This window comes from Amphritea japonica ATCC BAA-1530, from assembly GCF_016592435.1.
GTDB classification, from domain to species: Bacteria; Pseudomonadota; Gammaproteobacteria; order Pseudomonadales; family Balneatricaceae; genus Amphritea; species Amphritea japonica.
In genome coordinates, this window is sequence record NZ_AP014545.1 from 3,418,228 (window position 1) to 3,436,518 (window position 18,291).

The window sequence follows — 18,291 nt, forward strand, 5'->3', positions numbered from 1 at the left end:
CTTGCTACGGGGTTACCGGAAAACCGACACCCCGCCATACTCAGACGAAGCTGTGGACTTAAACGCCCAAACCGTTATAGCCTTTTAACTCTGGTGTTTTAAATCGAATCATCGACTTATGATCTACACCCTGAGCCTCCAGACTTACATTCAACTGCGGTTTAAACGGTTCGTTATTCAGCATCCATTCAACGGTATCCCAGTTGATCTGACTAAATTCAGGGTGCTGACTAAATGCCTCCGGTAAAATTTGGTCCATCACAGCAGAAAACGGCATGGAGGGTGGCAGCGGGAATGCTTTAGCTGCACAAAACATACGATGTTCATCCCAGCCAAAATATACAATCTGATTGCCACCGAAGTTTTCAACCCGATCCATTCGTTCGCCCTGATAGCCAGGCTTAAGTGCAAATACAGGCATTTTTATATCCTCTTATGACCCCGGAGTAGTTCCCTACCCCAGGTTTATTATTCTTATTGAAGGCTTACGCCACGCCTTTCCACTTGTTCCAGCGTTGCTCATCCGGCGAACCTTTGATATCCATATTGTCTACACCGACATTCATCCGGTAGAAATCGCTGAGAATATCGCCTACTTCCGGACCACCACAGTTGCCCTGGAATATCTGGTGTACTGGCAACCAGGCCTGAACATACTTCTCTGGCTCTTCTTTGAAGATGTCGCAGCAACCGTCAGAACAGAAGTGGTAACGCTCACCTTGATAAACGGTATCGCGCATAGAGTTCTGATTCGGGTTATCCATTTCGGTAAACAGCATCGGGATCTGACAGGTTTGGCATAGCTGTGGCAGGCCAGAGGTATAGAATCGCTCACCTTTAGCTTCCTGTTCTTTAGCCAGCTCCCACATCGGGCGATAGTATTTATCGAATGTGTCCGGATATTTCTCTGACAACCAATCCAGCTCCTGATCAGATGGAATCCAGGTGTGGAAACCCGCTGCATGACCATGGGTATAGAATGTCCACCAGGCCTGATGCGAAATGTGTTCTTTCTCTTTCTCGATTACATCTGCATATTTCGGCATCGTAATACCGTAACGCGCCAGGTCTTTAAACAGCGCACCACCTGCTTCTTCAAAGTACACTTCCCAGGCTTCTTTCCAGGACATCACTTTGTTAGGCAGCATGTAGTCCATCATCATCGCTACAATTGTCAGCAGACGAGTACCGCGCCAGAACCACTTATCGATCCATTTCTGGACAATCGGCACATTATCTTCATGCTGCTCCAACAGGAACTTGATCACTTCAAGACCCAATGTCATATGACGGGCTTCATCAGACTGAGCTGAGAAACCGAAGGTAACAGTCGCCATATCACCGTTGTGTGCAGCACCGGACATGAAGGGTACGAATAGCAAGTTTGTCAGCACATATTCAAAGGAGAAGCCAATCGCAATCATGAACTCAAACGGACCAGCAGAACGCGCATCAGTAAAGAATGAACGCGGTACAGATAAATACCATACGCGATCGTGCATATGGCTAAATTCCTGGAACCCATCGAAGAATTTATTGTAGTGGCTCATCGCATGGATCTGCGTCTGCACATGACGCAGCTCGTCCAGCGACTGCATCTGACAGGCAACCCGGGCACCTACACCACTAAATTGCCGACCTACGTGAGCAAAACCCTGGTACGCCTGATATTCCAGCGGTGATACGCCTGTCAGGAAGATCTTCACCGCGTTAACATAGCGTGGATCGACAACATTCAGGTGACCATTGTTTTGAGAAAAGGCATCCAGAATGGCATATAACTTTTTCTCTTTCTCCGCCTGATACTTCCAATAGGAGTCCATCGTCAGACGGAAAGGGTCTTCCCATTTATTCCAGTCGGTAATTTTAATACCTTCAAACTCTTCATATGGAAATGCTTTTTTCGGATCTTCGTAGGAAAAATCCCAATCAAGATCACGGGTTAGCAGGCGATATTTATCTTTGATATTTAGTTTTTTAGCAGCCATTTTTTCTACCCCTACTGTTTCCATTCGAGAACGAACTGGTCGTCATCTTCATCTACGTTGCCACCCAGAGTGATCAGGTTGATGTGCAGTTCCTGCACATCCCAGTCTCGCCCCATCTTTTCTTCAACCACTGCGCGTTCGATGACCAGCTTATTCTCCTGTTCAATACGAATCATGGCCGGCATGTGGATAACAGTTGCATCAGGATTACTCTCTTCGATCGCTTCCACGATATAGCGAGACTCATCATTATCCTGGAGTGCTATATATACTTTTGACATTGTTATAGTCCTTATTCTTATTGTCGGCAGACTTACTTAAACAGGCCGGCTTTATTTAAACGCTTGTCCATCGCAGCGACCGCGTTATTCAATGCTTCAGCATCGAGCATCTCTTCAGCCAATGGCGCCAACGCTTCAATCGCTTTACCTTTCCAGTGACCAATCCACTGCTCCAGCTGTTGTTTGTTCGCATCAGATTCCGCAGCCGCAACCTTAACTACTGAGTCAACCCAGCGATTGGTATCTTTGTTCCAGTTCTGGATGAATTCAGTCAGCATGCTGATATCCTGACCACCGTTATCTGCCAGCCATTGATCAAACTGCAGATAAACCAGCTCATAGATCAGAGCATCAAGCACCACGTCCTGAGCAACAAAAGACTCGAACCAGTCTTCAACACAGATATTGGCTTCACAGTAAGCCCGCAACCCCTGCCAAATTGCATCGTCCATCCAGCAACGCTTAGCTTCAGTCAGTGAGTCACTACTGTTGCCGTCGAGAATCAAACCAATACGCGACAGATACTGAGCATTACCCAAACGATCCATACCGTTGTATAGCAGTGCCTGTGTAATCGCAGTGCCATAACCCAGTGAACTGCCATACACATTATTCAGATTCGCCGCCTGTTCAACGTGACGCAGAGGAATCAGTAAACGGATAACTTTCTGCTGAACTTCTTCAGGAATCAGACGGGCCAGATCACGTTTTTCAAAAAAGCTGTAGTTACTTTCAGCGATTTCCTGCTGCTTTGCCCGCATCTGCACATAAGTGCCATAGTAAAACTGGCGGGGATCTTTAAAGGCATACCAGTCTTCCATCACAATTGCGGTTCGGCCAGTGTCATTCAGTTCATACTCTGGCTGCCACAGTGGGCGATAGTGAAAGTTAACTTCCGAAGCAACATCGTAGGTTGCTTCCTGATAACGTGTTGCTGGCTTATCGCCAAAACGACGTTCGATATGAGCAAAGGTATTGCGTACCGGTTCCAGCGTTGCTGTTTTAATCTCAATGGTCATCTGCTTTATCCCAACTTTTCAGGGTCATTGTTGTTATTGTCAAATCCACAGTGGTTCAACCGTGATTATTTGCCATCAGTGTTTCTTCGCCGTAGCGCCACTTTTCCATCTCGACATCCACTGCATGCTGCTGCTCTTCAGTCATAAAGATCACATCATTCACCTGACAAAAGTGCTCAAAAGCACCCTGCGGCATGATCAGTTCAACGAACAGGCTTGGATCGCCAATGGCAAAATCAAACTCAACAAAACGTGATTCAGAGGAGCTACGTACCCTGACGTATCTGGTCAGCCGTTCGAACGCAGGCTTGTCTTGCTTTCCACTGCGGGTATGTAGTTGCGTATCCACCATGGTGGTCTCCTTTGGCTTAAGGTTTGATCAACATGAATACAGCAATGGTTATGCCAGACAGGAAATTTTTCTTAGAGAAAAGTAAAAATAGAGATCTAATTAATTGATTTACAATGTTTTATTTTTATTTAGAGATTACCCTCCGAGCCTTATAATCCAGATCACCCCCTCTAAAACAGCAAAATACAAAATAATGAAATCATTAAAAAATGATGAAAAAGTTAACTTTATGATTCACTTTGAGCCGTAAATTCACGCGATATACAGAAAATGCGGTTGTTTTTTTACTCGGAATACCGTCACAATGAATATGGATACCCTGAACGAATACCTTTACAGGGATCCTGATTTTTAAAGTTAATCACCATAATTAAAAGAATAAGATGACTGATAACACACTGACACTCCCGGATACTCAGGACCTGTTAAAGCAGATCCATTTCGAAAGCAGCGAAGGAAAAATATGGCTTGAAGAGCAGCGAATGCTGCTGATTCACTCTGCCGTGATGGGACTGCTTCGCAAAGAACTGATCCAGACCATGGGCGTCGAACGCGCTAAAGGCTTTCTAATACGTTTCGGCTACCACACCGGTTGGCGTGACGCCGAGCTGGCAAAAAAAATACGGCCTGACATGTCCCATGAAGAGGCCTTTATGGTCGGCCCACAATTACACGCCATAAAAGGGATGGTTAAAGTTACCCCGAAAGCGCTTGATTTCGATGTGGAGAGCGGGCACTTCTTTGCCGAATTCGATTGGCATAACTCCCACGAGGTTGAGGCGCATCTGGCAAACTATGGCAACTCAGATATGCCCGTATGCTGGACCCTGATAGGCTACGCCAGTGGTTTTTCAAGCTATTACATGAATCGTCAAATCCTCTTCAAAGAAACTCAGTGTGCAGGTACCGGTAGTGATCACTGCCATATTGTAGGTAAGCCGGCCGAGGAGTGGGAAGACCATAAAGAACACGAAAAATATCTCCTGCCAGACCCCATGATTGAGCAAATCATGGCGTTACAGAGTGAAGTATCTGATCTTAAAGATAAGTTTCGCAGCCCCGACGTTGAAGAAGATATATTAATTAATTCAGTTGGCCATTCCGGCGCTTTTAAGAACATCTGCCACTTAATCCGCAAAGCCGCCAAAAGCCGGGTTACCGTCCTTCTTCAGGGAGAAACGGGCGTTGGTAAAGAGATTGTTGCCCGGGGCCTGCACACCAGTAGCGATAGAGCAGAGCAAGCTTTTGTTGCTGTTAACTGCGCCTGTATTCCCCCGGACCTTATTGAGGCCGAACTCTTCGGCGTCGAGAAAGGAGCTTTTACTGGAGCGACACAAACCAGAGAAGGTAAATTTGAGCGGGCTAATCAAGGCACTATTTTCCTCGACGAAGTGATCGAATTAACCCCTCATGCCCAGGCAGCACTGCTCAGAGTATTGCAGGAAAGCGAACTGGAACGGGTCGGCGGCACCCGCACCCGGCATATTGATGTACGTGTTATTGCGGCAACCAACGAAGACCTGGAAGTTGCTGTTCAGGAAGGTCGATTTCGGGCGGACCTCTTTTATCGACTCAATGTATACCCTATATACATTCCCCCCTTAAGAGAGCGTACCGAAGATATCCCACTGTTAATCGAGCACTTTCTCAAAAAGCACTGTACGTTGTATAACAAAAAAACCGCAGGGATCTCTGATAAAGCGATGCTGGCGCTCAATCAATACAAGTGGCCAGGAAATATCCGTGAGCTCGAGAATATGATTGAACGCGGCGTAATCCTGACGGACAATAACCAAACGATTGGCCTTACCAGCTTTTTTCCTTCGTTATCTGAACCCTCTCATCCGCTCAATGTTATTAATACTCAAGGGCAGTTGGCCGAGCAACCACAAACTCCCGTACCGTCTGATCCCGGCTCTCTAGATAAACTTCTCAGCGATGACTTCAGTCTTGAGGCACTGGAAAAACAATTAATCGATTCTGCTATGGAACAAGTCAACGGCAATGTCTCTAAGGCCGCTCGTAAACTGGGATTAACCCGCCCGGCGCTGGCGTATCGGCTGAAAAAGATGCAGGAAAATAATTAAGCCTGCGACATATAGGTCTAAACTTAATAGCGGCGGGAAAGGGAAACGAGATTCTCAGTTACCGCCTCTAGGGCTTTTAAGTAATTTAAGAGCCTCTAGGACAAGCCTGAAGAGCAAACTTATGACCTAAAGCAATAGATCATAAGTTGTTTTAAAAAACACTTATAAAGCCTATAAATTAAGAACATAATGCTAACATTCTTGTTTAGAATTATTATTACAAACATTTAGGTTCGGCTCATGTGTAGCAGTTATAAACACGCGCCTGCCAGATATATGGATATTGATGAGCAGCTATTAAATATTTTCGATGCCACCCCGGTGCCTATGGTACTTTCGCGTTCGGATGGCAGTTTTGAATACGTCAACCCTGCCCTGGCGGCTATGCTTGGCTACGGCAATGACGAAATATATTCTTCAGACGTTATTATTTCCCATCCAGACGAAGCCGCTATTAATAAAAATATCCGTTCACGGCTTAAAGCCGACCCCTTTTCACCTGTTCGTATTGAAAAACGGTATCTGCATAAGACTGGACGCATCATTCCCGGCTATCTAACTATCGTCGCTGAGCCTGATAATCAAGGGGGCATCAAGCGATTCATCAGCCAAATCGTCGATCAATCCGAGTACAAACGGAATCACGATCAATTATTACTCGCTTCTTTGGTTTACAAGAACAGTAGTGAAGCGATGATGGTGACGGACGCAAATAATCTGATTCTGGATATAAATCCTGCTTTCACCGACATCACCGGATTCACTCTCTCAGAGCTAAAAGGGCGCAACCCTAATTGCCTAAATTCCGGGCGCCATAACGCCTCCTTTTATGCCGAAATAGACAAAGTCATCGAACAAACCGGCCAATGGAGCGGTGAAATATGGAACAAGCGAAAAAACGGGGAAGTCTTTGCTGAATGGCAATCGATAGATACGATCTACGATGTAGATGGCTCAGTGTCTCGTCGGGTGACACTTTTTACGGACCTCTCAAAGAAAAAAGAAGCCGAAGCTCTTATTCTGCAGCAGGCTAACTATGACTCACTGACCGGACTGCCTAATCGTCGCCTGTTTCTTGAAAACCTTAAACACGAGATAAGGAAGACACAGGAATCCGGGTTAAGCGGCGCATTATTCATTATTGACCTGGACCGATTCAAAGAGGTGAATGATGCGCTAGGCCACAACCAGGGTGATATCTTATTGCGCCAAACCGGTAACAGACTAAACCAGTTAATCAGGAAATCTGATTTTGTCGCACGCCTGAGTAGTGACGAGTTTGCTATTATCCAAAACGATATTAGTAGTCCACAACAAGTAGAGCTCACTGCTAATGACATTTTGGCTAAGTTGCAACAACCGTTTCAATTAACAGACGAGCAAGTCTTTATATCTGCCAGTATCGGTATAAGCCTGTTCCCTGACGATACGGTTAAAGCGGAACAACTGCTTCAGAACGCAGATCAGGCCATGCATATGGCAAAAAGAGCAGGCCAAAATAGATATCAATACTTTACCCCGGCTATGCAGCAACAAGCTGTTGCAAGAATGAGCATGGTTCGTGAATTAAGGTATGCTACCGAACGTCAGCAGTTCGAGCTTTATTATCAGCCAATCGTTGATCTGCAGACTGGAAAAATCATTAAAGCTGAAGCCCTGTTACGCTGGCACCATCCGCAAAATGGATTGACCTCACCAGCAGAATTTATTCCCCTCGCAGAGAGTACGGGTCTCATTCTGAGAATTGGCGAATGGGTATTTAGCACGGCTGCCCGCCAACTCAGCCACTGGCAGCAACAGGGCCATACTGAACTTGAGCTCAGTTTTAATGCGTCACCGCTGCAGTTAAAGGCTAATGGGATTCTCCCTGAGGACTGGTTACAACAGCTAGAGCAGCTCAATGTACCGGCCGCCTCAATGGTGATTGAAATCACCGAAAACCTCCTGATTGATAACAACCGCAAAGCCAGAGAAGTGCTGGACTATCTACGTCAGGGATCAATGAAAGTGGCCATTGATGACTTTGGCACCGGCTACTCATCTCTGGCGTATCTGAAAGATTTCGATACAAACTACCTGAAGATTGACCAGACATTTATTCGTAACCTGCCGGATAGCAAAAATGATGCAGCGTTGTGTGAAGCGATGATTTTAATGGCGCATAAACTCAATATGCAGGTTATTGCGGAAGGTATAGAAACCAAAGAACAGAAGCTTTTTCTCACTCAGGCTGGATGTGACTTTGGTCAGGGCTGGCTCTACGCTAAAGCATTGCCTGCTGCTGAATTTGAAAGCCTCCTGAATGCTCAGTCTCGGCATACCATCACCTCGTTATAAATATCAACTTTCAGCATAAAAAAAGGGGCTCGACTAGAGCCCCAAAACATACCTCAACAAACAAATCAGATCATTTTCACGACCAGATATAGTCTATTCAGTGACCAGATACTGATGATGAAATTTCAGTTGATCTTCGATAAAACTAGCAATAAAGAAATAGCTATGATCATAGCCCTCATGTTGCTCAAGCTGTAAAGAACAGTCGGATTCAGCCGCCGCCCCTAAGAGCTTTTCAGGTTGTAACTGCTCTGTCAGAAAGGTATCAGCAAGCCCCTGATCTACCCTAAGAGGCACCTTACTCTGGCTATTACGTAACAACTCCGTCGTATCGTATTGCGACCAGGTGCTTTCATCACCCCCCAGGTATGCACTAAATGCTTTACGCCCCCAGGGGCAGTCGCTCGGATTACTGATCGGACTGAAAGCTGAAGCGGAGCAATAGCGATCCGGATTACGAAGACTGATCATCAGCGCGCCATGCCCGCCCATAGAGTGACCCGCAATCGCTCGCTTCTGTGATACCGGAAAGGTCGCTTCAATAAGCTTAGGTAGCTCATCAACCACATAATCATACATCCGGTAATGATCTCGCCATGGAGCCTCTGTCGCATTGACATAGAAGCCAGCTCCTTGCCCAAGGTCATAGCCCTCATCATTAGCAACATTGTCACCACGGGGACTCGTATCTGGCGCCACAATAGCGATTCCCAGCTCTGCCGCTATCCGTTGCGCACCCGCCTTTTGCATAAAATTTTCATCCGTGCAGGTGAGCCCGGACAACCAGTACAACACTGGAACCTTCTCACCAGACTGCGCTTGTGGTGGCAGGAATATCGCAAAACGCATACTCACGCCGAGTGCAGATGACGCATGGTTATACTGCTTATGCCAGCCGCCAAAGCTCTTCGTCTGACTTACAAGTTCAAGACTCATAGGTACTTTCCTTAGATATAGTCCTCAGCACTGCCATCTATACGATGGCAGTCTGCATTACTGACAGTTATTTATCAAAGTGAATGACACTACGGATACTTTTACCCTCATGCATCAGATCAAATGCACTGTTAATATCTTCCAGCCCCATGGTGTGAGTAATAAAATCACTCAAAGCAAACTCACCACTCATATAGCGTTCAACAATCTCTGGCAGCTCAGAGCGGCCTTTAACACCGCCAAATGCCGTTCCACGCCATACGCGCCCGGTTACCAGTTGAAATGGGCGAGTCGATATCTCCTGCCCGGCACCGGCAACACCGATAATAACCGATTCACCCCAGCCTTTATGGCAACACTCCAATGCCGAACGCATCACATTCACATTACCGATACATTCAAAAGAATAATCCACTCCACCATCAGTCAACTCAACAATAACTTCCTGAATCGGCTTATCGAAATTCTGAGGATTAATACAGTCAGTTGCACCCAGACTACGTGCCAGGTCAAACTTAGATTCGTTGATATCAACGGCGATGATACGGCTGGCTTTAGCCATCGTTGCACCAATAATGGCAGATAAACCGATACCGCCAATACCGAAGATAGCCACCGTAGCCCCCTCTTCAACCTTCGCGGTATTCATAACCGCTCCCATACCGGTAGTCACGCCGCAACCTAAAAGACAAACCTCTTCCAGAGGCGCTTCCTTATTCACCTTGGCCAGAGAGATCTCCGGCAAAACCGTATATTCTGAGAAAGTAGAACAGCCCATGTAGTGATAGATAGGCTGTCCATCTTTATAGAAGCGGGTTGTGCCATCCGGCATCAACCCCTGGCCCTGAGTTTCACGAATTTTCTGGCACAGGTTAGTTTTACCTGATTTACAGAATTTACATTCACCACACTCCGGGGTGTATAAGGGGATCACATGATCTCCCACTTGAACACTGGTTACGCCTTCACCAATCTGCTCGACAATACCACCTCCTTCATGGCCAAGAACCGCTGGAAAAATACCTTCCGGGTCTTCGCCTGACAGCGTAAAAGCATCTGTATGACAAACACCCGTGGCAACGATACGCACCAGCACTTCGCCTGCCTGAGGAGGCATTACATCAATTTCTTCGATAGACAGGGGCTCGTTAGGTCCCCAGGCAACAGCTGCTTTTGATTTAATCATGGTCATTCTCTTCAACTCTTTCCGGATTAGGGTACAAGGGACTATTCAGGCATAGCCGATAAACGATGTATTCATTGTAGTTGTTTATGAAAACAAGATAATCTATCGTTTTATCAATATACTTTTACGAGGAAGTAACAATGAATCGCTGGGAAGGAGTTTCTGAGTTGATAGCAGTCACTGAAACAACAAGCTTCACCGCTGCTGCTCAGAAGCTTGGTATATCTACCGCTCAGGTAAGCCGACAGATCAGTGCTTTGGAAAACCGTCTCAGTACAAAAATGTTTTACCGCACCACACGTAAAGTAACTCCAACCGAAGCCGGTCAGACCTATTATCAATACTGTCGACACCTGTTGAACGGACTGGAAGATGCCGAACGAGCAGTGACCAATCTACAAAATACTCCCCGGGGGAAATTAAAGGTAACCGCGCCTGCAACCTATGGCGAACAAAAAATAGCTCCGCTAATTAATGATTTTATCTGCCTCTATCCTGAATTAGAGGTTCAGTGCCATCTGACCAATCAGACCGTCGATCTGGTGGCATCAGGCTACGATCTGGCCATCCGTTTAGGTAAATTAGAAGATTCCAGCATGATTGCCCGACAGCTGATCTCTCGACAACTCTATGTCTGCGCTTCTCCGGCCTATCTTTCTACCCATGGCGAGCCCCACGTGCTAACGGAGTTGAATCACCATAACTGCCTGCTCGGCACCCTGGAATACTGGCGTTTTCTGGAGCAGGGACAAGAGCGCAATATCAGAGTGAGTGGCAACTTACATTGCAATAGCGGTCAGGCGCTACTCGATGCTGCATTGAAAGGAATCGGGATCGTGCAATTGCCCCAATACTATGTCGAACCCCATCTAAAAAGCGGTGAACTAGTATCCCTACTGAGAAATTACCAACATGCAGGCGAAGGTGTCTGGGCACTCTATCCTCATAACCGTCATCTCTCATCTAAAGTCAGAATGCTAGTCGATCATCTGGCAGAGCACTTAGACTAAACATCAGAGTTTGCATGTCCTATTTCATTAACACCGTTCCCGTGCCGCTCAGGCTTTTAAGGATACGGTGAAAACGATCCGGACTATATTCGATTTCCGGTCAGAAATTGACGATAGCGAATAATTTTCTGGGGCTGTCCCTGGTCATCAGTCCGATATTTGTAATAACGATCACCCTCCAGATACACAGCTCTACAGCTTTCTGATTTATGCTCCATTTGCAGGCAGATCATATTATCAGTGATCCGCCAGCTACCACTCCGCTTTTCCCAGTAGCGCTTCTGCAAAACCTTTCCATCATTTTTATAATAAGTAAAACTGCTTGAGCCATTCACCAGGTTATAAGACTCCACGGTTCGTTCACTGAACAGGTGCTGAAGCTCTGTAGACGTCAGTTGAGTGCTTTCCTCTTTAACCTGACACCCGGAGATAGCGGTGACCAGTGCACCTATCAATAGAATCCGTATTCTTCGCATTATTACTTCCCTCACTTTGCAGGAGAAACTGCAGTACTGATGCTGCCATTCCCCCCTGCTGCATATTTTTATAAAAATTATGACCTTGTCCGCTCAGTACTTCCAATTGAACAGGATTCTCTGTTTTTTCCTGCTGCAATTGACGAATTGATCCGCACCAGCTGAGCGCTCTTTCAAGTCGGTTTCGCCCTTGTTGCTGATCCAAGCTTTTTGAGGTTCGTAGACTACTATCCCTTAAGTTGTCCTCATCCCCTACGGTAACCAGCATCGGAATACTCAGCATCTCATCCAGCCGAACCGGGCCTAAAGCTTGCGTTCGGGTAATACCTCTTGGGTACTTAATATTTTGATCAGGAAAACTGTACCAACCGGCGCTCCCTAACACCATCGCCGCAATTTGTTGCGGATGATGTAGAGCATACCGATGTGCAAACTGTGCCCCTCCTGAATAACCCGCCAGCCATATTTTAAGATAGGGCTGGCCATGCATACCTCGCCAAAGCGCTAAAAAACTATTCAAGGCGACATCCGCACGGGGCTGACCAGAGCCTGCGCATAGTTGCTGATAGCGGGGATAATTCTGGCTTTTAAATTGCGGAGCCACCAGCCAGCAACCCAGCTCATCTGCCAAAACACGATAACAATCAAGCTGCTCTTTAGCATCTCTGGATATCCCATGCACTACCACCAAAATGCGCTGCATGTTCCGGACTTTTACAGGCTGATACAGCCAGAAAGGTAAACCGGAGATAGCGGGAAAGATCACCTTCTGCACCTCCCCCGGAAGAGGCAACTGCTCATTTACCTTTCGCATAGTGCTCCATTGGAATAACATTCTTGTTTTCAACGCTGTCAGCCTGTTCATCAGCGCTGTTTAAAAACCAGCGTTGTGGACAGATCTTGTCGACGCCCTGAAAGTCAGCGCAGAGTATCATCGCTCCCGGATATACCCGAGCAACGTCCCCAATCACCTCCTGAACAACCGAGCTCTGATGCGCCACATCCTCATCCAGAAGTAATAAAGCCGGCTTACGCAACAACGCCCGAGCCAGCATAATCCTATAATTCAGACAAGCGGAAAGGTTAGCTCCGCCCTCTTCGATACGTGCTTTCAGGTCGTCTGGCAGTATATGCGAACTATTTAAATGACAAAGATCACGTACTTTATTTAAGTCATCATCAGTAAATGACCGCGCACCATAAAGAAGATTTTTTTTCAGGCTTCCCCTGAGTAATGGAAGATCTGAGCTAACGAGGCTGATCTGCTGACTAATCAGCCGGGTCCGATAACTCTTATAAGGTTTATCACATAACAAGATTCGTCCACCTGACACCCGGGTCAACCCAGCAATTACCGATAGCAGTGTACTTTTACCACTCCCTGAGAGACCCCTCAGTTGAATTCGGCTGTCGGCGCTAATCAGATAGGATTGAGGAAGCAGACGCCCTTCACTGGCGATCTGTTGCAGTTCAAGCTTAAATGTCCCCTTAAGCCTGCTGCGTCGGCCTTCTGCATGGGTATCACGGGATAAAAACTGTCGTAATTTCTTTTCGGCAACTTTTTTCAGCGTCCAGAATTCATATAACCGGGTTAACCGGCGAAGCTGACCTAATAAATACAGCGCTGCGGTCATCAATACCGCCATATATTCACCGCTCAATACGCCTTTTTGCTGCAGATACAATCCTGTACTAATCAAGGCTAACATAGCAAACAGTAAAACCGCTTCGTTCACTCCCCGCATCAGGGCAGATATCCGTGCACGCCGAATCTGGCTCGTCATTAGTCTTTCTGATTGCCGGGCAAAACGGCGGGACTCTTTCGCCGATTGGTTATAGGCTCGAATCAGAGGGAGCTGGCGTAACTTTTCCGTAACATTGCGGATCATCTCTCCCCGACGACGACGCAACTGTTCAGATTGAGTGAATAGAAAACGTCCTAACAGGTAGTTTCCTACTAACGCTATTAAGACCGGTAATATCAAGGCTGCCACTAACAGGTAATGCAACTGTGCTAACGCTATCACCGACAAACTAAACCATAGACCAATAACAATGAGAGGTGCCATTCCTTGTACAATCCAGTTTCGAATCGCCGTCATATCACCCGTCAGCCTCAACATAGTGCCCCCTTTATCAGCGACTCTAAAATCTTTAGTGGGTAAACATTGCGATTTTTCGAATACGGTTTGCCGTAATACAAAGATATATCGTTGCGCCAGCAGCTCCGCATAAAATCGTTCAACATAACGTCCCGCCGCCAAAAACAGAATAGCGACAATCCCAATTCCCCATGATAAAACGTGCTGTTGTTCAACTCCTCCCTCAGCAATATCACGCGCCCAACCGATCAACCATATCAGGCAAAAAGATTGTAGGATCCCTGTCGCCGCCAGCAGTAAAAGGTACTGCCAGCGTTTATTAGCCAGAATGCGCGGTAGCATAATTTTCCGCCCCGAACAGACTACCCAGAAGGTAATCACGGGTTACATCACGATGAAAATCGTCCAGTTCAAGGATCGGTAATCCCAGACTATTTCTTGCCTCGTCACAGCTAAGCGGCGATTTAGAGATCAACCCGCCTACGCCTAAAACACTAATCCCGGCATGCAAAACCGTCTGAGCGGTCATCGTGGCGGCAATAGCACCATCAGCAGCAATTAACGCGGCACTTATCTCATCAAGGAAAATTTCGGACTCAAGTAACGCACGATTTTCCGGTTGCAGAACGCCATCAGCGACTTCGACGATAAGCAGATCCGAATTCTGTTGCAAAGCATCTGCTTTAAAACGATACAATATATCCACCAGCTCTTGCGGCGTCATTCCGACTGTTGATGCATAACCGGCATCCAGAAAATCGATCACCCGATCCGCACCAGCATCCTTCATCCGCCAATAATCAGGTCCCGCCCCCGTTCCGGTTAGCTTGGTCGCAGAGATCCTATAGCCCGCCTGACGAAACCCATTGGCTGCTGCACAGGCCAGGGTAGTCTTGCCGCTGTTCATATCACTCCCCATAATCAGCAACGTGGGCAAGCGTTCTAAACTAATTGACTTAAATGGTTGTTCATTCAATGGCGCAAACTGCTTAAGGTTTACCACTTCACCCTGCATATCACAGAGCAATCCAAGCGCCGTAATCTCCGTCGCCGCTTTGATGCCTTTATTACGTTGACTTACTTCAGCCGCAATACCGCCCGCCGCAACCAGATGACATGCACCTAACTCAGCCGGAACCCGGGCATGAAACTGCCCGGTAGCATACCGATCCGCTGCTGCTACGATAATTTCGTCCCCAGGGTAGAGATGTTCACGCCGTCCTGCTTCATTTTCCAAACGGGTATGGTTACGAATCCGGTCCACCCGAGCCAGTATCAGGTCACCTGAGCGAGGTTTACCCTGACAAACTGAAGTTGCCACAGCCAGGTCTACGTTCCGGGTAATATAGCTGCGTTTAGCTTTAGCTATTCGATTAATCATAATTTCACCTGGATGTATGAAGTTTATAAACAGTGCGGGCAATACGTTTTGCGGTAGCTCGCTCTGGAGTGAGAATCCGTTTCACTGCCACATGGGTCTCTTTACCCCGTCTGTTTGTCTTAACCTGCTTTACCACCAGGTTTAGTGTTGGCGAATAAGAGACAACCAGCTTCTCACGGAATTTTTGTGTATGCAGCTTATCCATCACATATCGGGTACAACTGTAATCCTGGGTCACCAGATCCTGTTTACTCAGGCGATAACTACTTTGCCCTGCATAACTGCAACGCCAAAGGCGACTTCGAGTTCCCTTGATAAGATCTTTACGAGTCAGACTAAACTTTACAGATTCACGGGAACTAAACGGTTTTAATTCAACGGCACTAATATCAGGGACAAACTGATCATAACCGCTGGGCGCCTCTTTAAAGCGACGGTATTCAAGTACCGGAAAGTAAGGCAGATAGGAGCGTTTGTAACGACGATTACGCTGATCTTCCCAGAGGCTCCATTCCTGATTCTGTTCTACAAGTTTCTCAACATCACCATCGGTATAGATGACAACGCTACCCGGTTTAAGCCCTGCCATTGCAAGCGCAGGCACCAAAAAAATTAACGAGGCAAACCTGGATATCGTTTTATGCCGCATCATTTCTCCCCTCTTCAAAAGTTTCACTAACCGACTGAGGTAGATCAATAATCACCTGCAAACCGCCTAATCTACCCGCATTGAGACTCATTCGACCGTTGTAACTACTGACCACTGAATTACAGATCGACAAACCTAAACCATGATTATTCTCACCCTGCTCGTCTGCCCGGGTACCTCTCCAGATCATATTATTCATCTGATCGACCGGAATACCGGGACCATCATCGCTGACGATCATAGTCCAGCTTCCCCTATTCTCTCTGATACTCAGTAACACTCTTGAACGGGCATACCGCCAGGCGTTATCGAGCAGATTACCCAACAGCTCCAACATATCGTCACGATCAAATGGAATAGCATCATCCGGTAATTGTTGGGTCAGCTCAATTTCACCGTCACCACGCTTTTGATTTAATAACTGAACCAGATAGGGCAACTCTTCCCGGGGATTAAATAATTCACCCGGTGCAGGAGAGCCTGAAATCCGGGCGCGCCGTAATTCACTTTCAATGCGCCGTTGAAGCTGACTATAAATCTGCCGCAGACTTTCGCGGTTATCTGAAGACTCAGCCGCTTCAGATAACATCTGTAGGTGTTGCAGTGGCAATTTCAGCTCATGAGCCAAATTACCGGTTGCCATTCTTGACCGGCTCAGTTGTTTACCTGAATGATCAACCAACCGCTCAATAGCATCAGCCAGTGGCTTTACCTCTTGGGGGATACCTTCAGGCAGATTGACCGCGCCACTGACTTTACCTCTCAACAAAGCATTCTGTAGCGGTTTAAGAGTACCGAATCCCCACTGTAAAATACGCCGTTGCAGCAACAGAATAAGCAGTGTTAGAGCCACTAAAATAGTCAACAGGTAGTACTCATATTCATTCTGTCGGGCAACAAACGTACTAATATCTTCAGCGACCCAGATAGTAATATCTCGCCCCTGTTTACGGACACCTTGTTGCCAGACTAACCAATGCTCATCACCTATACCCGGCACTCTGAATTGAGTCGCTTCGCCTGGTGAAAGCAAGGTCACCTCGGGTTTAGCATCCCAGAGACTTCGTGAGCGGAGTTCTCCACCGTCCCAGCTAATAACATAATAGTGGCCCGTCCGGACCCGCTTATAAATCTCTGATACACGATTTTCATTAATCTGCCAACGATCATCAGACCACTCAATTGCCGTAATGATATTTTCGACATCATGTCCCAAACGAGAACCAATATACTCACTGGTAATCCGATGCATGACATTGTGAAGAATAAAAAGCAGTAGAATAAACGCAGGCACCACCAACAGGATTAAGCCACGTCGAATACGTCGCTCCAGTGAAGGCAACGTCAGATTCATGACTCACAACCCTCTGCTTGCAGACAGTAACCCTGTCCTCTCCGTGTTTTGATAAACTGCTTACCAAACCGTTGTCGCAAGCGGTTGATATAGACCTCAATCACATTACTATCCCGCACCAACTCCTCTTCATAAACATGCTCTGACAATACCGACTTACTCACCAATCGACCTGGATTCATCAACAAATATCGCAGTAACCTGAATTCAATACCGGTTAACTGGAATTCAACACCTTCAGGGCTACGAGCAATATGCGTATCAAGATCTAAACAGATTCCTGCGTACTCTAATTGTTGGGTGACCTTGCCATGGCGCCGACGAATAAGCGCTTCTAATCGAGCAACAAGCTCTTCCATAAAAAAGGGTTTCCCCAAATAATCATCGGCACCCGCTTTTAGTCCATCAACCCGTTCCTGCCAACTATCACGGGCAGTAAGAATCAGCACCGGAGTCGTATTCTGCTCTGCCCGCATCTCCCGAAGTACGTCAAGACCTGGTTTTTCTGGCAGCCCTAAGTCCAGAATGATAGCGTCGAAAACGCCCTCTCGAATCCATATAGAGCCGCTCATACCGTCATAGCAAACTTCAGCTACGTAACCCGCATTCTGCAGCTGACTACGTAACTGATCTACTAATTTGACATCATCCTCTACTATCAGAATCCGCATGACGACTATTCTCCGAATACTTCTTGTAGCAACTCACCGGTCACTGCATCAAATTCATATTCACTGACATGCCCATCAGCATGAAGTACTTCTATCTCGTAAGTAAATTCTCCATCACTCTGCTCAAGTTCTAAATCAAGCATTCGGTTGCGTGTCAGCACAGAGTGCTGCGCCAATAGTTGATCCAGCGATACAATCAACCCTTTATCAACCAATTCAGCAGCGCTATCAGGATCAACTTTATCCTGCGGGTCAGCATTCGCACCGACAGCGAAGCACACCAGCGACAGAAGTAATGTTTTAACTAAATAGGGCATATTGATATTAATTACTATCTAAGTTTTAAAGTAGTTTAGTCGGGTAAACTTAAATGAAACTTAAAAAAGAGAGAATTTTGAAGTTTATGCAAATATGACAAAAAATTAACGACTTAAGATGACAAATCAAAGGATCAGAGATCCT

Annotated in this window: 18 protein-coding genes; 3 read left to right on the forward strand and 15 right to left on the reverse strand. The window is 46.6% G+C overall.

Going from position 1 to position 18,291, the window contains the following annotated elements:
- Nucleotides 1–58 precede the first annotated feature (58 nt).
- The 5 genes from AMJAP_RS15725 to AMJAP_RS15745 all read right to left on the reverse strand — a co-directional run bounded on the left by AMJAP_RS15725 (nt 59) and on the right by AMJAP_RS15745 (nt 3,640).
- The gene (locus AMJAP_RS15725) at nt 59–421 is read right to left on the reverse strand and encodes a phenol hydroxylase subunit P4 (protein WP_019623073.1); all 363 of its coding nucleotides are present in this window, start codon (nt 419–421) and stop codon (nt 59–61) included.
- A gap of 64 nt (nt 422–485) precedes the next feature.
- Complete coding sequence (locus tag AMJAP_RS15730; protein WP_019623074.1) at nt 486–1,988, reverse strand: aromatic/alkene/methane monooxygenase hydroxylase/oxygenase subunit alpha; 1,503 nt, start codon at nt 1,986–1,988, stop codon at nt 486–488.
- Between the two features lie 11 nt (nt 1,989–1,999).
- Nucleotides 2,000–2,269 (reverse strand): MmoB/DmpM family protein, encoded by a 270-nt coding sequence (locus AMJAP_RS15735; protein WP_019623075.1) that lies wholly within the window; start codon nt 2,267–2,269, stop codon nt 2,000–2,002.
- Nucleotides 2,270–2,301: 32 nt separating this feature from the next.
- Nucleotides 2,302–3,288: an aromatic/alkene monooxygenase hydroxylase subunit beta gene (locus AMJAP_RS15740; RefSeq protein ID WP_019623076.1), complete on the reverse strand. Its 987-nt coding sequence runs from the start codon at nt 3,286–3,288 to the stop codon at nt 2,302–2,304.
- 55 nt (nt 3,289–3,343) lie between these two features.
- Nucleotides 3,344–3,640, reverse strand: a complete 297-nt coding sequence (locus tag AMJAP_RS15745) for a phenol hydroxylase subunit (RefSeq protein WP_019623077.1) — start codon at nt 3,638–3,640, stop codon at nt 3,344–3,346.
- A gap of 383 nt (nt 3,641–4,023) precedes the next feature.
- Between AMJAP_RS15745 and AMJAP_RS15750 the strand changes: the two genes are divergently transcribed.
- Nucleotides 4,024–5,727, forward strand: a complete 1,704-nt coding sequence (locus AMJAP_RS15750) for a sigma-54-dependent Fis family transcriptional regulator (protein WP_019623078.1) — start codon at nt 4,024–4,026, stop codon at nt 5,725–5,727.
- 240 nt (nt 5,728–5,967) lie between these two features.
- Complete coding sequence (locus tag AMJAP_RS15755; RefSeq protein WP_019623079.1) at nt 5,968–8,064, forward strand: sensor domain-containing protein; 2,097 nt, start codon at nt 5,968–5,970, stop codon at nt 8,062–8,064.
- Nucleotides 8,065–8,157: 93 nt separating this feature from the next.
- Here the strand turns inward: AMJAP_RS15755 and fghA are convergent, their stop codons facing one another.
- Complete coding sequence (gene fghA / locus AMJAP_RS15760; protein ID WP_019623080.1) at nt 8,158–9,000, reverse strand: S-formylglutathione hydrolase; 843 nt, start codon at nt 8,998–9,000, stop codon at nt 8,158–8,160.
- Between the two features lie 67 nt (nt 9,001–9,067).
- Complete coding sequence (locus AMJAP_RS15765) at nt 9,068–10,192, reverse strand: S-(hydroxymethyl)glutathione dehydrogenase/class III alcohol dehydrogenase (protein WP_019623081.1); 1,125 nt, start codon at nt 10,190–10,192, stop codon at nt 9,068–9,070.
- A gap of 134 nt (nt 10,193–10,326) precedes the next feature.
- On the opposite strand from AMJAP_RS15765, the gene AMJAP_RS15770 reads away from it, so the two are divergent.
- Nucleotides 10,327–11,196 carry a LysR substrate-binding domain-containing protein gene (locus AMJAP_RS15770; protein ID WP_019623082.1) on the forward strand — a complete coding sequence of 290 codons (870 nt, stop codon included), beginning with the start codon at nt 10,327–10,329 and terminating at the stop codon, nt 11,194–11,196.
- Nucleotides 11,197–11,279: 83 nt separating this feature from the next.
- On the opposite strand, the gene AMJAP_RS15775 is transcribed toward AMJAP_RS15770, so the two are convergent.
- From AMJAP_RS15775 to AMJAP_RS15810, 8 genes are read right to left on the reverse strand one after another with little or no spacing between them, the layout of a single operon-like run.
- On the reverse strand, nt 11,280–11,672 hold the full coding sequence (locus tag AMJAP_RS15775; RefSeq protein ID WP_156815258.1) for a hypothetical protein: 393 nt from the start codon (nt 11,670–11,672) through the stop codon (nt 11,280–11,282).
- Entirely contained in the window at nt 11,608–12,486 is an 879-nt protein-coding gene (locus AMJAP_RS15780; RefSeq protein WP_019623084.1) for an alpha/beta hydrolase, read from the reverse strand. Before AMJAP_RS15780 ends, AMJAP_RS15775 begins: the two co-directional genes overlap by 65 nt.
- Nucleotides 12,470–14,116, reverse strand: a complete 1,647-nt coding sequence (locus tag AMJAP_RS15785) for an ABC transporter transmembrane domain-containing protein (RefSeq protein WP_019623085.1) — start codon at nt 14,114–14,116, stop codon at nt 12,470–12,472. Before AMJAP_RS15785 ends, AMJAP_RS15780 begins: the two co-directional genes overlap by 17 nt.
- Nucleotides 14,094–15,155: a hypothetical protein gene (locus tag AMJAP_RS15790; RefSeq protein ID WP_019623086.1), complete on the reverse strand. Its 1,062-nt coding sequence runs from the start codon at nt 15,153–15,155 to the stop codon at nt 14,094–14,096. The genes AMJAP_RS15785 and AMJAP_RS15790 overlap by 23 nt, the downstream gene beginning before the upstream one ends.
- Before the next feature lie 4 nt (nt 15,156–15,159).
- Nucleotides 15,160–15,807 (reverse strand): hypothetical protein, encoded by a 648-nt coding sequence (locus tag AMJAP_RS15795; protein ID WP_201356391.1) that lies wholly within the window; start codon nt 15,805–15,807, stop codon nt 15,160–15,162.
- Nucleotides 15,794–17,158, reverse strand: coding sequence for a sensor histidine kinase (locus tag AMJAP_RS15800; RefSeq protein ID WP_019623088.1), 1,365 nt, complete (start codon nt 17,156–17,158; stop codon nt 15,794–15,796). The genes AMJAP_RS15795 and AMJAP_RS15800 overlap by 14 nt, the downstream gene beginning before the upstream one ends.
- Nucleotides 17,155–17,829 carry a response regulator transcription factor gene (locus AMJAP_RS15805; RefSeq protein WP_019623089.1) on the reverse strand — a complete coding sequence of 225 codons (675 nt, stop codon included), beginning with the start codon at nt 17,827–17,829 and terminating at the stop codon, nt 17,155–17,157. The genes AMJAP_RS15800 and AMJAP_RS15805 overlap by 4 nt, the downstream gene beginning before the upstream one ends.
- A 5-nt stretch (nt 17,830–17,834) precedes the next feature.
- Nucleotides 17,835–18,146 (reverse strand): PepSY domain-containing protein, encoded by a 312-nt coding sequence (locus AMJAP_RS15810; protein WP_019623090.1) that lies wholly within the window; start codon nt 18,144–18,146, stop codon nt 17,835–17,837.
- Nucleotides 18,147–18,291: the final 145 nt, after the last annotated feature.

What these genes read in the sequence shown, in the direction of transcription:
- AMJAP_RS15725 (WP_019623073.1), bottom strand. Translation starts at nt 421, where the DNA reads ATGCCTGTATTTGCACTTAAGCCTGGCTATCAGGGCGAACGAATGGAT.
- AMJAP_RS15730 (WP_019623074.1), bottom strand. Translation starts at nt 1,988, where the DNA reads ATGGCTGCTAAAAAACTAAATATCAAAGATAAATATCGCCTGCTAACC.
- AMJAP_RS15735 (WP_019623075.1), bottom strand. Translation starts at nt 2,269, where the DNA reads ATGTCAAAAGTATATATAGCACTCCAGGATAATGATGAGTCTCGCTAT.
- AMJAP_RS15740 (WP_019623076.1), bottom strand. Translation starts at nt 3,288, where the DNA reads ATGACCATTGAGATTAAAACAGCAACGCTGGAACCGGTACGCAATACC.
- AMJAP_RS15745 (WP_019623077.1), bottom strand. Translation starts at nt 3,640, where the DNA reads ATGGTGGATACGCAACTACATACCCGCAGTGGAAAGCAAGACAAGCCT.
- AMJAP_RS15750 (WP_019623078.1), top strand. Translation starts at nt 4,024, where the DNA reads ATGACTGATAACACACTGACACTCCCGGATACTCAGGACCTGTTAAAG.
- AMJAP_RS15755 (WP_019623079.1), top strand. Translation starts at nt 5,968, where the DNA reads ATGTGTAGCAGTTATAAACACGCGCCTGCCAGATATATGGATATTGAT.
- fghA (WP_019623080.1), bottom strand. Translation starts at nt 9,000, where the DNA reads ATGAGTCTTGAACTTGTAAGTCAGACGAAGAGCTTTGGCGGCTGGCAT.
- AMJAP_RS15765 (WP_019623081.1), bottom strand. Translation starts at nt 10,192, where the DNA reads ATGACCATGATTAAATCAAAAGCAGCTGTTGCCTGGGGACCTAACGAG.
- AMJAP_RS15770 (WP_019623082.1), top strand. Translation starts at nt 10,327, where the DNA reads ATGAATCGCTGGGAAGGAGTTTCTGAGTTGATAGCAGTCACTGAAACA.
- AMJAP_RS15775 (WP_156815258.1), bottom strand. Translation starts at nt 11,672, where the DNA reads ATGCGAAGAATACGGATTCTATTGATAGGTGCACTGGTCACCGCTATC.
- AMJAP_RS15780 (WP_019623084.1), bottom strand. Translation starts at nt 12,486, where the DNA reads ATGCGAAAGGTAAATGAGCAGTTGCCTCTTCCGGGGGAGGTGCAGAAG.
- AMJAP_RS15785 (WP_019623085.1), bottom strand. Translation starts at nt 14,116, where the DNA reads ATGCTACCGCGCATTCTGGCTAATAAACGCTGGCAGTACCTTTTACTG.
- AMJAP_RS15790 (WP_019623086.1), bottom strand. Translation starts at nt 15,155, where the DNA reads ATGATTAATCGAATAGCTAAAGCTAAACGCAGCTATATTACCCGGAAC.
- AMJAP_RS15795 (WP_201356391.1), bottom strand. Translation starts at nt 15,807, where the DNA reads ATGATGCGGCATAAAACGATATCCAGGTTTGCCTCGTTAATTTTTTTG.
- AMJAP_RS15800 (WP_019623088.1), bottom strand. Translation starts at nt 17,158, where the DNA reads ATGAATCTGACGTTGCCTTCACTGGAGCGACGTATTCGACGTGGCTTA.
- AMJAP_RS15805 (WP_019623089.1), bottom strand. Translation starts at nt 17,829, where the DNA reads ATGCGGATTCTGATAGTAGAGGATGATGTCAAATTAGTAGATCAGTTA.
- AMJAP_RS15810 (WP_019623090.1), bottom strand. Translation starts at nt 18,146, where the DNA reads ATGCCCTATTTAGTTAAAACATTACTTCTGTCGCTGGTGTGCTTCGCT.